This is a genomic window from Pseudomonas sp. NyZ480, assembly GCF_029537255.1.
In the GTDB taxonomy this organism is placed as follows: Bacteria; Pseudomonadota; Gammaproteobacteria; order Pseudomonadales; family Pseudomonadaceae; genus Aquipseudomonas; species Aquipseudomonas taiwanensis.
The window spans coordinates 3,876,131-3,889,931 of the sequence record NZ_CP120626.1 but is presented as its reverse complement, the minus strand read 5'-3'; the positions used below and the strand labels follow the sequence as shown (position 1 = coordinate 3,889,931).

The 13,801-nt window shown below is 62.6% G+C and carries 11 protein-coding genes; all 11 read left to right on the top strand.

Going from position 1 to position 13,801, the window contains the following annotated elements; translation table 11 throughout:
• Positions 1 to 30 precede the first annotated feature (30 nt).
• The 11 genes from argR to csrA all read left to right on the top strand — a co-directional run bounded on the left by argR (position 31) and on the right by csrA (position 13,763).
• A complete protein-coding gene (gene argR, locus P3R38_RS17835; protein WP_202675504.1) occupies positions 31 to 1,011 on the top strand; it encodes a transcriptional regulator ArgR in 981 nt (326 codons plus the stop codon).
• A 488-nt stretch (positions 1,012 to 1,499) separates the two neighbouring features.
• Entirely contained in the window at positions 1,500 to 2,720 is a 1,221-nt protein-coding gene (locus tag P3R38_RS17830; RefSeq protein ID WP_023381594.1) for an acetylornithine transaminase, read from the top strand.
• Between the two features lie 144 nt (positions 2,721 to 2,864).
• On the top strand, positions 2,865 to 3,884 hold the full coding sequence (aruF, locus tag P3R38_RS17825) for an arginine/ornithine succinyltransferase subunit alpha (RefSeq protein WP_023381593.1): 1,020 nt from the start codon (positions 2,865 to 2,867) through the stop codon (positions 3,882 to 3,884).
• 55 nt (positions 3,885 to 3,939) lie between these two features.
• Positions 3,940 to 4,968 carry an arginine N-succinyltransferase gene (gene astA / locus P3R38_RS17820; protein WP_023381592.1) on the top strand — a complete coding sequence of 343 codons (1,029 nt, stop codon included), beginning with the start codon at positions 3,940 to 3,942 and terminating at the stop codon, positions 4,966 to 4,968.
• Positions 4,969 to 6,432, top strand: a complete 1,464-nt coding sequence (astD, locus tag P3R38_RS17815) for a succinylglutamate-semialdehyde dehydrogenase (protein ID WP_023381591.1) — start codon at positions 4,969 to 4,971, stop codon at positions 6,430 to 6,432.
• Between the two features lie 23 nt (positions 6,433 to 6,455).
• Positions 6,456 to 7,805 carry an N-succinylarginine dihydrolase gene (gene astB / locus P3R38_RS17810; protein ID WP_023381590.1) on the top strand — a complete coding sequence of 450 codons (1,350 nt, stop codon included), beginning with the start codon at positions 6,456 to 6,458 and terminating at the stop codon, positions 7,803 to 7,805.
• Positions 7,806 to 7,819: 14 nt separating this feature from the next.
• On the top strand, positions 7,820 to 8,107 hold the full coding sequence (locus P3R38_RS17805; RefSeq protein WP_023381589.1) for a hypothetical protein: 288 nt from the start codon (positions 7,820 to 7,822) through the stop codon (positions 8,105 to 8,107).
• 10 nt (positions 8,108 to 8,117) lie between these two features.
• Complete coding sequence (gene astE, locus P3R38_RS17800; protein WP_023381588.1) at positions 8,118 to 9,125, top strand: succinylglutamate desuccinylase; 1,008 nt, start codon at positions 8,118 to 8,120, stop codon at positions 9,123 to 9,125.
• A 336-nt stretch (positions 9,126 to 9,461) separates the two neighbouring features.
• A complete protein-coding gene (gene alaS, locus P3R38_RS17795) occupies positions 9,462 to 12,086 on the top strand; it encodes an alanine--tRNA ligase (RefSeq protein WP_277686472.1) in 2,625 nt (874 codons plus the stop codon).
• A gap of 85 nt (positions 12,087 to 12,171) precedes the next feature.
• Positions 12,172 to 13,407 (top strand): aspartate kinase, encoded by a 1,236-nt coding sequence (locus P3R38_RS17790; protein ID WP_023381586.1) that lies wholly within the window; start codon positions 12,172 to 12,174, stop codon positions 13,405 to 13,407.
• 167 nt (positions 13,408 to 13,574) lie between these two features.
• Positions 13,575 to 13,763, top strand: coding sequence for a carbon storage regulator CsrA (gene csrA / locus P3R38_RS17785; RefSeq protein WP_003254503.1), 189 nt, complete (start codon positions 13,575 to 13,577; stop codon positions 13,761 to 13,763).
• Positions 13,764 to 13,801: the final 38 nt, after the last annotated feature.

Here is a 13,801-nt window from a genome sequence, read left to right as displayed (position 1 = left end):
CGAAGAACCTCAGGTTTCGGACCGTACCCTATGACCACCCAGCGAATCGGTTTTCTCATCTGGCCCAGCACCAAGCCCCTGACTTTGGCGCTGGCCGAGGACGTGTTGCAGGTGGCGCAGCGGGTGCATCCGGATGTGGTGTATGAGACGGTCTTCCTGCAGGCGGAGCCGGCCCCGGAGGGCGCCTGGCGCCTTCCTGGCGAGCCTTGGAGCGGTCGACTCGAAGGTTGCCACAAGCTGTTCCTGCTGGCGGACGAGCCGCCGCAGGTCGTGGGCTCTGCCTTGTCGTCCGCGCTCAAGCAGCTGGCGCGCAGCGGTTGCATGATGGGCGGATTGTCCGCCGGGGTGTATCCGATGGCCCAGCTTGGGCTGCTCGATGGTTACCGTGCGGCGGTGCACTGGCGTTGGCAGGATGATTTCGCCGAGCGTTTTCCCAAGGTGATCGCCACCAGCCATCTGTTCGATTGGGATCGCGATCGCCTTACAGCCTGCGGTGGCATGGCGGTGACCGACCTGCTGCTGGCGGTGCTGGCGCGTGACCATGGTGCGGAGCTCGCCGGGGCTGTGTCCGAAGAGCTGGTCGTCGAGCGCATCCGCGAGGGTGGTGAGCGCCAGCGTATTCCGTTGCAGAATCGCCTGGGCTCCAGTCATCCCAAGCTGACTCAGGCGGTGGTGTTGATGGAGGCCAATATCGAGGAGCCGCTGACCACCGACGAGATCGCACAGCATGTGTGCGTTTCGCGCCGGCAGTTGGAGCGGATCTTCAAGCAGTATCTCAACCGGGTACCTAGCCAGTATTACCTGGAGCTGCGCCTGAACAAGGCGCGGCAGATGCTGATGCAGACCAGCAAGTCGATCATCCAGATCGGCCTGTCCTGCGGGTTCTCGTCGGGCCCGCATTTCTCCAGCGCCTATCGAAATTTCTTTGGTGCCACTCCGCGCGAAGACCGCAATCAGCGGCGTAGCAGCAGCCCGTTCGAGCTGAGTTCGGCGCCTGCCGAAAAAGGCTGAATTTTTCTGGGGTGGGGCGCATGCCTTGGGTTTGAGGGGGCGTGAATCGAGCGTCGCCCGCGTGGCGCATCGCGAGCAAGGCTCGCTCCTACGCTTGTTTCGGGCCCATCATGCCTGTGGGATTTGCGCGCAACCGCTTGGGTGCACGGCGCGATATTGGATTGTACAAACAAGGCGGTCGCGCGCGTCTGGCACAGACATAATTGGCCGGAAACAAGTGTAGGAGCGAGCCTTGCTCGCGATGCGCCGCGCGGGCGGCGCTCGATTTCGGCCGCACTGCAAAAACCAACCCCGTTCACCCAGCCCATCTCTACCGTTACACTGCGCGATTGCGACAGTGTTTGTCGCATTGCCGAAAACCTTGCTGAAACAAGGTTTAGCGCTGTAACAAGTTGTCGCTTGGCCGCAAGGACAGGCGCGGATCAGTCCTTACAATCCCCCCCATCGCTCGCCACTTCCAGGCCAGCGTTCCTCTTCAGGAGACTCAGATGTCCGTTGAGCAAGCCCCGGTGCAACGTGCCGATTTCGACCAGGTCATGGTTCCCAACTATTCTCCGGCGGCCTTCATTCCTGTGCGAGGCGAGGGTTCCCGAGTCTGGGATCAATCGGGCCGCGAGTTGATCGACTTCGCCGGCGGTATCGCCGTCAACGCCCTGGGGCATTGCCACCCGGCGCTGGTCAAGGCGCTGACCGAGCAAGCCAACACCCTCTGGCACGTTTCCAACGTCTTCACCAATGAGCCGGCGCTGCGCCTGGCCCACAAGCTGGTGGACGCGACCTTCGCCGAGCGTGCTTTCTTCTGCAACTCCGGCGCCGAGTCCAACGAGGCTGCCTTCAAGCTGGCCCGTCGTGTCGCCCATGACCGCTTCGGCCCGGAGAAGCATGAAATCATCGCCACCGTGAACAGCTTCCACGGTCGCACCCTGTTCACTGTCAGCGTCGGTGGCCAGCCCAAGTACTCCGACGGTTTCGGCCCGAAGATCACCGGCATCAGCCATGTGCCGTACAACGATCTGGAAGCGCTCAAGGCGCAGATCTCCGACAAGACCTGTGCGGTGGTGATCGAGCCGATCCAGGGCGAGAGCGGCGTGGTTCCGGCCGACAAGGCCTACCTCGAAGGCGCGCGCAAACTGTGCGATGAGCACAACGCCTTGCTGATCTTCGACGAAGTGCAGACGGGCGTTGGCCGCACCGGCTCGCTGTACGCCTATCAGCACTACGGCGTGACGCCGGATATCCTGACCAGCGCCAAGAGCCTGGGCGGCGGTTTCCCGATCGGCGCCATGCTGACCACCAGCGAACTCGCCAAGCACCTGGCCGTCGGCACCCATGGCACCACGTATGGCGGCAACCCGCTGGCTTGTGCAGTGGCCTGCGCCGTGCTCGATGTGGTCAACACGCCGCAAACCCTGAATGGCGTCAAGGCCAAGCACGAACGCTTCAAGTCCCGCCTGGAGCAGATCGGCCAGCAATACGGCCTGTTCTCCAAGGTGCGTGGTGTCGGCCTGTTGATTGGCTGCGTACTGACCGAGGCCTGGAAAGGCAAGGCCAAGGACGTGCTCAACGCCGCCGAGAAAGAAGGCGTGATGGTGCTGCAAGCTGGCCCGGATGTGGTGCGCTTCGCCCCGAGCCTGGTGGTTGAAGATGCCGACATCGATGAAGGCCTGAACCGCTTCGAGCGCGCCGTGGCGCAACTGACCAAGGGCTGATCGGCCGACGGTCGCTTCGCTGGCCCCGCTGTTCGGCCAGCGATACCTGAATTCCAGAGCGGGTGTGCGCTTGCAAGCGCGATTGCGCACCTGCCGTTTTTTCGCGCCGTCGTGAACGGCCCGTTTTCCCAAAGGAGTGACACCATGCTGGTGATGCGCCCCGCGCAAATGGCTGATCTCAACGAAGTGCAGCGCATGGCTGCCGACAGCCCCATTGGTGTCACTTCGCTGCCGGATGATACCGCCCGCCTGGGCGACAAGATCGCTGCGTCCGAGACTTCGTTTGCCGCTGAAGTCAGCTTCAATGGCGAAGAGAGCTACTTCTTCGTGCTTGAGGACAGCGCCACCGGCAAGTTGGCCGGTTGCTCCGCGATCGTCGCGTCGGCCGGGTACTCCGAGCCGTTCTACAGCTTCCGCAACGAAACCTTCGTGCATGCCTCTCGCGAACTGAAGATCCACAACAAGATCCATGTACTGTCGTTGTGCCATGACCTGACTGGCAACAGCCTGCTGACCAGCTTCTATGTCTTGCCAGAGCTGGTTAACAGTGCCTGGGCAGAACTTAACTCGCGAGGACGGTTGTTGTTCATGGCGTCGCACCCCGAGCGTTTCGCCGATTCGGTGGTCACCGAGATCGTCGGCTACAGCGACGAACAGGGCGAGTCGCCGTTCTGGGACGCCATCGGCCGCAACTTCTTCGACCTCAACTACGCCGAGGCCGAGCGCCTTTGCGGCCTGAAGAGCCGGACCTTCCTCGCCGAACTGATGCCGCACTACCCGATCTACGTGCCCCTGCTGCCCGATGAGGCCCAGGAGGCCATGGGGCAGGTACACCCGCGTGCGCAGATCACCTTCGACATCCTCATGCGTGAAGGCTTCGAGACCGAGCACTACATCGACATCTTCGATGGCGGGCCGACCTTGCATGCACGCACCTCCGGCATCCGTTCCATCGCCCAGAGCCGTGTAGTGCCGGTCAAGCTCGACGATGCGCCGATCAAGGGCGGGCGTCCGTACCTGGTGTGCAACGGCCTGTTGCAGGACTACCGTGCGGTGTTGCTGGAGCTGGACTGGGTGCCGGGCAAGCCGGTCAGCCTGACTGCCGAAGCGGCCGACGCCTTGGGTGTTGGTGAGGGCGCCAGCGTGCGTCTGGTTGCCGTTTGAGGCCTTCGCATTAAAGAGTTTCGCGGTGGCGCAGGCTGCTGCACAAGGAGATAGCATGATCGTTCGTCCTGTACGCAGCAGCGATTTACCCGCGCTGATCGAGTTGGCTCGCAGTACCGGCACCACTGGCCTGACCACCCTGCCGGCCAATGAAGAGCGCCTTGGGCATCGTGTCGGCTGGGCCGAAAAAAGCTTCCGCGGCGAAGCCGAGCGCGGTGATACCGATTACCTGTTCGTACTGGAGAACGACGAAGGCCTGGTGGTAGGCATCAGTGCCATCGCCGGAGCCGTGGGGTTGCGTGAGCCCTGGTACAACTACCGGGTCGGCCTGACGGTCAGCGCCTCCCAGGAACTGAACATCTACCGGGAGATTCCCACGCTGTTCCTGGCCAACGACCTGACCGGCAACTCCGAGTTGTGTTCGTTGTTCCTGCGGGGGGACTACCGTTCCGGCCTCAATGGTCGCCTGCTGTCGCGGGCACGCATGCTGTTCATCGCGGAGTTCCCGGAACTGTTCGGCAACAAGATCATCGCCGAAATGCGCGGTATGTCCGACGAACACGGTCGTTCGCCGTTCTGGGAAAGCCTCGGACGCCACTTCTTCAAGATGGAGTTCAGCCAGGCGGACTACCTGACGGGTGTCGGAAACAAGTCGTTCATCGCTGAGCTGATGCCCAAGTTCCCGCTGTATACCTGCTTCCTGTCCGAGGCGGCGCGCGCCGTGATCGGCCGCGTGCACACCGACACCGAGCCGGCGCTGGCCATGCTCAAGCAGGAAGGTTTCAACTACCAGGGTTATGTCGACATCTTCGACGCAGGTCCCGCCATCGAATGCGAAACCTCGAAGATTCGCGCCGTGCGCGAAAGTCAGACGCTGGTGCTGGCCGTCGGTACGCCGGGTGACGATGCCACCCCCTACATCATTCACAACCGCAAGCGCGAAGACTGCCGTATCACGGCAGCGCCAGCGCGCTTGGCGGCGGGCACCCTGGTGGTCGACCCGCTGACCGCCAAGCGCCTGCGCATGGGCGCCGGTGACAACGTTCGTGCCGTGCCGCTATCGGCAAGCCGGGAGGCCAAGTAAATGACCACGCATTACATCGCCGGCCAGTGGCAGGCTGGCCAGGGTGAAGCCCTGCAATCGCTGAACCCGGTCACCCAGGCCGTGATCTGGCAAGGGCGGGGCGCAGACGCCAGTCAGGTGGGCGCCGCCGTGCAGGCCGCTCGCCAGGCATTCCCAGCCTGGGCCCAACTGAGCCTCGAAGCGCGTATCGATGTGCTGGAGAAGTTCGCCGAGCAGCTCAAGCAGCACGCCGAGGCGCTGGCCCACTGCATCGGTGAGGAAACCGGCAAACCGCTGTGGGAGTCGGCCACCGAAGTCACCAGCATGATCAACAAAGTCGCGATCTCGGTGCAGAGCTACCGCGAGCGTACGGGCGAGAAAAGCGGCCCTTTGGCGGACGCCACTGCCGTGCTGCGACACAAGCCCCATGGCGTGGTCGCTGTGTTCGGCCCTTACAACTTCCCGGGCCACCTGCCTAACGGGCATATCGTCCCGGCACTGCTGGCAGGTAACTGCGTGGTGTTCAAGCCCAGCGAGCTGACGCCCAAGGTCGCTGAACTGACCGTCAACTGCTGGATTGCCGCTGGTCTGCCAGCCGGTGTGTTGAACCTGGTGCAAGGGGCGCGGGAGACGGGCGTGGCGCTGGCGGCCAACCCAGGTATCGATGGTCTGTTCTTCACCGGTTCCAGTCGCACCGGCAACCTCTTGCACCAGCAATTCGCCGGGCGTCCGGACAAGATCCTGGCCCTGGAAATGGGGGGCAACAACCCGTTGGTGGTGGACGAGGTCAAGGACCTCGACGCCGCGGTGTACACCATCATCCAGTCGGCGTTCATCTCGGCTGGCCAGCGCTGCACGTGCGCCCGGCGTCTACTGGTGCCGCAAGGGGCCTGGGGCGATAGGCTGCTTGCCCGGTTGGTCGAGGTGTGCAAGGGCATCAGTGTCGGCGCCTTCGACCAGCAGCCGGCGCCGTTCATGGGGTCGGTGATTTCTCTGCAGGCCGCTCGCGCGCTGCTTGCGGCTCAGGCCGAATTGCTTGGCAAAGGTGCCACCAGCCTGCTGGAAATGACCCAGCCACGCGCCGAGGCCGCGCTGCTGACGCCGGGCATCGTCGATGTCACGACCGTGGCTGAGCGTCCGGACGAAGAATTCTTCGGCCCGCTGCTGCAGGTAATCCGCTACGCCGATTTCGATGCTGCCATCGATGAGGCCAACAACACCCAGTACGGCCTTGCCGCCGGATTGTTGTCCGACTCCCATGCCCGTTACCAGTATTTCTGGCTGCGTAGCCGGGCCGGTATCGTCAACTGGAACAAGCAGCTGACCGGGGCCGCCAGCAGCGCGCCGTTCGGAGGGGTGGGTGCCAGTGGCAACCACCGCGCCAGTGCCTATTACGCAGCCGACTACTGCGCTTACCCCGTGGCTTCGCTGGAGACCGCCAGCCTTGCCTTGCCGGCGACATTGACGCCGGGCGTCACTCTATAACAACAGGTCACGGAGCCTAGCCGATGAAATCCTATGAAGTGAATTTTGATGGCCTGGTGGGGCCAACCCACAACTATGGCGGCCTGTCTTACGGCAACGTGGCTTCGCAGAGCAACAGCCAGCAGACGTCCAACCCGCGTGAGGCGGCGCGTCAGGGCCTGGCCAAGATGAAGGCCCTGGCCGACATGGGCTTCAAGCAAGGCGTGCTGGCGCCGCAGGAGCGTCCGGATGTGGCCGCGCTGCGCCGTCTGGGCTTCTCTGGCAGTGATGCCGAGGTCATCCAGCGTGCAGCCAAAGAAGCCATGCCGCTGTTGGTGGCCAGTTGCTCGGCGTCGAGCATGTGGGTGGCCAACGCTGCCACCGTGAGTCCCAGTGCCGACACGGCCGATGGCCGCGTGCACTTCACGGCTGCCAACCTCAACTGCAAATACCATCGCAGCATCGAGCACCCGACCACCAGTCGCGTACTCGCGGCGATGTTCGCTGATGACAAGCACTTCGCCCACCACGCGGCGCTGCCTGCGGTCGCGCAGTTCGGTGACGAAGGCGCGGCCAACCACACGCGCTTCTGCCGCAACTATGGTGAGGCCGGTGTCGAATTCTTCGTCTATGGTCGCAGCGCGTTCGACAGCCGCTACCCGGCGCCGCAGAAGTACCCCGCGCGCCAGACTCTGGAAGCCTCGCAGGCCGTGGCCCGCCTGCATGGCCTGAGTGACGATGGTGTGGTCTACGCTCAACAGAACCCAGCGGTGATCGACCAGGGCGTGTTCCACAACGATGTGATTTCGGTGGGCAATGGCGAGGTGCTGTTCTATCACGAGGATGCGTTCCTGGAGACGGGCGCGGTGCTTGGCCAACTGCAGGCTAAACTGGCCAACAAGGGCGGTAACTTCCAGGGCATCTGCGTGCCTCGGGCACAGGTGACGGTCGAGGACGCAGTGCGCTCCTACCTGTTCAACAGCCAGTTGCTCAGCCGTGACGATGGTTCGATGCTGCTGGTGGTGCCCGAAGAGTGCCGTAACAACGAGCGCGTCTGGGCGTACCTGAACCAGTTGACCAGCCAGGGCGGCCCGGTGAAGGAGGTCAAGGTGTTCGACCTCAAGCAGAGCATGCAGAACGGCGGTGGGCCAGCTTGCCTGCGTCTGCGCGTGGCATTGAAGGAATCGGAGCTGGCGGCGGTCAATCCAGGCGTTATCATGACCGCCCCGCTGTACGACACGCTGGTACAGTGGGTCGACAAGCACTACCGCGACCGCCTCGGCGAAGCGGACCTTGCCGACCCGCAACTGCTGGTCGAATGCCGTACCGCGCTGGATGAGTTGACCCAGATCCTTAAGTTGGGCTCGGTCTATCCGTTCCAACGCCAACCTTGAAGAGAGAATTTGCAATGACCGACGCCCTGCGCCTGATCCTGGAAGACGACGACGGCACCCAGCTGGAAACCTCCTGCACCCGTTTTGCCGTGGTCTGGCAAGGCAAGGAAGTGTGGATCCAGCAGGACGGCCGCGGCCAGTTGCTGATCGGTGTGGACGTCGAGGAAGACGACACCGAGTACGCCAACCTCTTGCTGCGCCCGATGGCCACCAACCTGGTCAGCCTGCAGCTTGAAATGGAGCCGGCCGAAATCGGTGACGACGACCACGTGCACGGTCCGGATTGCGGCCACCACCACTAAGGAAGCGCCTATGCTCGCCCTCGGTAAATTGCTTGACCTGACCCTGGCCGATCACGAACCGGCCGAGAAGACGCAAGTAACGGTCGGGGGCGTGCGTTTGCGTTGGCTGGGGGAGGGCGCGCTCGAGGTGCGTCCGCCCGAGGCGCAGGACAAGCAACTTGACTTGCTGCTGTCGGCCGGGATTCATGGCAACGAGACCGCGCCGATCGAGTTGCTGGAAAAACTGCTGCACGGCATCGCCAGTGGCAAGATCAAGCCGCAGGTGCGCATTCTCTTCCTGTTCGGCAACCCGGAAGCGATCCGCCGGGGCGAGCGCTTCGTCGAGCAGGATATCAATCGCCTGTTCAACGGCCGTCACGAGCTTTCCAGCGGCGATGAAGCGCTGCGTGCGGCAGAGCTCGAGCAGTTTGCCCGGGTGTTCTTCAGCCTGCCGGGGCGTGCCCGCCTGCACTACGACCTGCATACTGCGATCCGCGGTTCGAAGATCGAGCAGTTCGCGCTTTATCCGTTCAAGGAGGGGCGCAAGCATTCACGCCGTGAGCTGGCCCGGCTGGCGGCCGCAGGCATGGAGGCGGTGCTGCTGCAAAGCAAGTCGTCGATCACCTTCAGTGCCTTTACCTACGAGCAGCTGGAGGCGGAAGCCTTCACGCTGGAACTGGGCAAGGCCCGTCCGTTTGGCCAGAACGAGCAGGTCAATCTGAGTCGCCTGGAAGCTCGCCTGGTCCAGATCATCGAAGGCACCGAGCCCGAGACCCAGGACGCCCTCGATGGCTTGAAACTGTTCAGCGTGTCCCGCGAGATCATCAAGCACAGTGATAGCTTCCACCTGCACCTGCCGGCGGACATCGAGAACTTCTCCGAGCTAAGCAAGGGCTACCTGCTGGCCGAAGACCTGGCCGAGACGCGCTGGGTGGTCGAGGAGGAGGGGGCGCGGATCATCTTCCCTAATCCGAAGGTCAAGAATGGCCTGCGGGCGGGAATCCTGATCGTGCCGGACTCGGGCCAGCATCTGGTTTGAGGCCGGCGCCACCTGCTCTCATTCCCTGTGCGAGCAGGTTTGCCCGTGGGGCAGGCGGCACGGCTAGCCGATCCCACGGGTCATGAAACACTTTTAATTCACCGCCTGTTCCATTTTCCCTCCCTGTAAGCGGTAATTGGCTTGCCAGTAGCGAAACGCAGGATTTAGCATCCGGCCATGTCGTTTCCAATGCATTAGCCCGAAAAACCGTCCAAACGACGGTTTCTATCGTATAAACACACTGCATCGAGACTGCAGGACCGATATAATGCGGCCCTTTGCCGTCGTTTCGTCGACGCGTTTGCCCCAAGGGCCGCCGTTTCCGTGGAAGAACCTATGAAAAGCGCAGAAATCCGTGAAGCCTTCCTTCGCTTCTTCGAAGAGCAGGGACACACCCGAGTTGCCTCCAGCTCCCTGATTCCGGGCAATGACCCGACCCTGCTGTTTACCAACGCCGGTATGAACCAGTTCAAGGACTGCTTCCTCGGCCAGGAAAAGCGCGCCTACACCCGTGCGGTCAGCAGCCAGAAGTGCGTGCGCGCCGGCGGCAAGCACAACGACCTGGAAAACGTCGGTTACACCGCGCGTCACCACACCTTCTTCGAGATGCTGGGCAACTTCAGCTTCGGCGACTACTTCAAGCGCGATGCCATCACCTTCGCCTGGACCTTCCTGACCTCCGACAAGTGGCTGAACCTGCCGAAGGAAAAGCTCTGGGTCACTGTCTACGCCAGCGACGACGAAGCCTACGACATCTGGACCAAGGAAGTCGGCGTGCCGGCCGAGCGCATGGTTCGCATCGGTGACAACAAAGGCGCCCCCTACGCTTCCGACAACTTCTGGACCATGGGCGACACTGGCCCGTGCGGCCCGTGCACCGAAATCTTCTACGACCACGGCCCGGACATCTGGGGTGGCCCACCCGGTTCCCCGGAGGAAGACGGCGACCGTTACATCGAGATCTGGAACAACGTCTTCATGCAGTTCAACCGCACCGCCGATGGCGTACTGCACCCGCTGCCAGCACCGTCGGTCGACACCGGCATGGGCCTGGAGCGTATCAGTGCGGTCATGCAGCACGTGCACTCGAACTACGAGATCGACCTGTTCCAGAACCTGCTGGCGGCCGCGGCCAAGGCCATCGGTTGCAGCAACGATGCGCAGGCGTCGCTTAAGGTGGTCGCCGACCACATCCGTTCCTGCGGCTTCCTGATTGCCGACGGCGTGCTGCCATCCAACGAAGGCCGTGGCTACGTGCTACGCCGCATCATTCGTCGCGCCTGTCGCCACGGTAACAAGCTGGGCGCCAAGGGCAGCTTCTTCTATCAGATCGTCGCCGCACTGGTGGCCGAGATGGGCGAGGCGTTCCCCGAGCTCAAGAACCAGCAGGCGCACATCGAGCGCGTGCTCAAGGCTGAAGAAGAACAGTTCGCCAAGACCCTGGAGCAAGGGTTGCGCATCCTCGAGCAGGATCTGGCCCAACTCAAGGGTAACGTGGTTCCGGGCGACGTGGTGTTCAAGCTGTACGACACCTATGGCTTCCCCATGGACCTGACCGGCGACATCGCACGTGAGCGCGAGCTGACCATCGACGAAGCTGGCTTCGAGCGCGAAATGGAGGCCCAGCGTGAGCGTGCCCGCTCCGCCAGCGCCTTCGGCATGGACTACAACAGCCTGGTCAAGGTCGACACCGCCACCGAGTTCCTTGGCTACGAGGCCACCGAAGGGCAGGGCAAGGTCATCGCACTGTACAAGGACGGCCAGGCCGTCGAGCAGTTGGCCGAAGGTGAGCAGGGCGTGGTGATTCTGGACCGTACCCCGTTCTACGCCGAATCCGGTGGCCAGGTCGGTGACACCGGCTACCTGCAGGCCGGTGGCGTGCGCTTCGACGTGCGTGATACTACCAAGACCGGTGGTGCGTTCCTGCACCATGGCGTGGTTGCCAGCGGTAATCTGAGCGTCGGCGCTGCTGTGGCGGCCAAGGTCGATGCCGATGTGCAGCACGCAACCTCGCTGAACCACTCGGCTACCCACCTGCTGCACGAAGCGCTGCGCCAGGTGTTGGGCGATCATGTGCAGCAGAAAGGCTCGCTGGTCGACAGCCAGCGCCTGCGTTTTGACTTCAGCCACTTCGAAGCGGTGAAGCCGGAGCAGATCAAGGCCCTGGAAGACATCGTCAACCGCGAAGTGCGCAAGAACACCGCGGTGGAAACCGAGCTGACCGATATCGAAACCGCCAAGCGCAAGGGCGCCATGGCCCTGTTCGGCGAGAAGTACGGCGATACCGTGCGCGTGCTGAGCATGGGTGGCGATTTCTCGGTCGAGCTGTGCGGCGGTATCCACGCCAAGCGCACCGGCGATATCAGTCTGTTCAAGATCATCAGCGAAGGCGGCGTGGCCTCGGGCGTGCGCCGCATCGAAGCGGTCACCGGCGAAGCAGCGCTGGCTTACCTGAACGCTGCCGAAGAGCAGGTAAAGGAAGCCGCGCAACTGGTCAAAGGTAACCGCGACAACCTGATCGACAAGCTGTCGGCTGTGCTCGAGCGCAACCGTCAGCTGGAAAAGCAGCTGGAGCAGCTGCAGGCCAAGGCCGCCAGCGCCGCCGGGGACGATCTCTCCAACGCGGCTGTTGAGGTCAAGGGCGCCAAGGTGCTCGCCGCCCGCCTGGACGGGCAGGATGGCAAGGCCTTGCTGACCCTGGTCGATCAGTTGAAGAACAAGCTCGGCCACGCAGTGATCCTGCTGGGCAGCGAGCATGAGGGCAAGGTCGTGCTGGTGGCCGGCGTGACCAAGGACCTCTCCAGCCAACTCAAGGCTGGCGACCTGATGAAACAAGCCGCTGCGGCAGTGGGTGGCAAGGGCGGTGGCCGTCCGGACATGGCACAGGGTGGCGGCGTCGACGTCGCGGCACTGGACCAGGCCCTGGCGCTGGCCGTGCCATTCGCAGAGCAGGGACTTTGAGATGCGGGGGCGGCTGGTCTAGTCGGCCGCCCCTGCATGTTGGATGGTTTTTTTGGGGCCCTGTATGGGCTGAGGCACCATTGAAATGGCGTTGATCGTACAGAAATTTGGCGGCACCTCTGTCGGTTCCATCGAGCGGATCGAGCAGGTAGCCGAAAAGGTCAAGAAACACCGTGAGGCGGGCGATGACCTGGTGGTTGTGCTCTCGGCCATGAGTGGTGAAACCAATCGCCTGATCGACCTGGCCAAGCAGATCACCGATCAGCCGGTTCCGCGTGAGCTGGACGTGATCGTGTCGACCGGCGAGCAGGTCACCATTGCCTTGCTGACCATGGCCTTGATCAAGCGTGGTGTGCCAGCGGTGTCCTACACCGGCAACCAGGTGCGTATCCTCACCGACAGTGCGCACAACAAGGCGCGCATCCTGCAGATCGACGACCAGAAGATTCGCGCCGACCTCAAGGAAGGGCGTGTAGTGGTGGTCGCGGGCTTCCAGGGCGTCGACGAGCACGGCAACATCACCACCCTCGGCCGTGGTGGCTCCGACACCACCGGCGTAGCCCTGGCGGCTGCCCTGAAGGCTGACGAGTGCCAGATCTACACCGATGTCGATGGTGTCTACACCACCGACCCGCGCGTCGTGCCGCAGGCCCAGCGCCTGGAGAAGATCACCTTCGAAGAGATGCTGGAAATGGCCAGCCTCGGTTCCAAGGTGCTGCAGATTCGTTCGGTGGAGTTCGCCGGCAAGTACAACGTTCCGCTGCGCGTGCTGCACAGCTTCAAGGAGGGTCCAGGTACCCTCATTACCATTGATGAAGAGGAATCCATGGAACAGCCGATCATTTCCGGTATCGCCTTCAACCGTGATGAGGCCAAGCTGACCATCCGCGGCGTGCCGGATACCCCGGGCGTTGCCTTCAAGATCCTCGGCCCGATCAGCGCTTCGAACATCGAAGTCGACATGATCGTGCAGAACGTCTCGCACGATAACACCACCGACTTCACCTTCACCGTACACCGCAATGAGTACGAGAAGGCCCATAGCGTGCTGGAAAACACCGCTCGCGAAATCGGTGCCCGTGAAGTGATCGGCGACACCAAGATCGCCAAGGTCTCGATCGTCGGCGTTGGCATGCGCTCGCACGCAGGCGTCGCCAGCCGCATGTTCGAAGCCCTGGCAAAAGAGAGCATCAACATCCAGATGATCTCCACTTCCGAAATCAAGGTTTCGGTGGTGATCGAAGAGAAGTACCTGGAGCTGGCCGTTCGCGCGCTGCACACCGCGTTCGAGCTCGACGCTCCTGCCCGACAGGGCGAGTAAGGCGCTGCCTGGAGGGGCGCGGCTTGCCGCGCCCTTCGCGTTTCTGAGCGTTGGGCAGCCCCTGTCCTGCCTGCGCAGCGCTCAACCAAAGGCCGTGTCGCATGTCCTCGAACCGGCCTTGATACCAATGACTGTTATCCCTGAATGTTTTGCGTAAGGAGAAAGCTATGTTGATTCTGACTCGTCGGTGCGCCGAGAGCCTGATTATTGGAGACGGCGAGATCACCGTGACGGTGCTCGGCGTCAAAGGAAACCAGGTGCGTATCGGCGTCAGCGCCCCTAAAGAAGTGGCCGTTCACCGCGAAGAAATCTACCTGCGGATCAAGAAAGAGAAGGACGAGGAGCCAAGCCTTTAATTTTTTTGAAGTTTTTTCAAAAAAAAGGGTTGCAAACG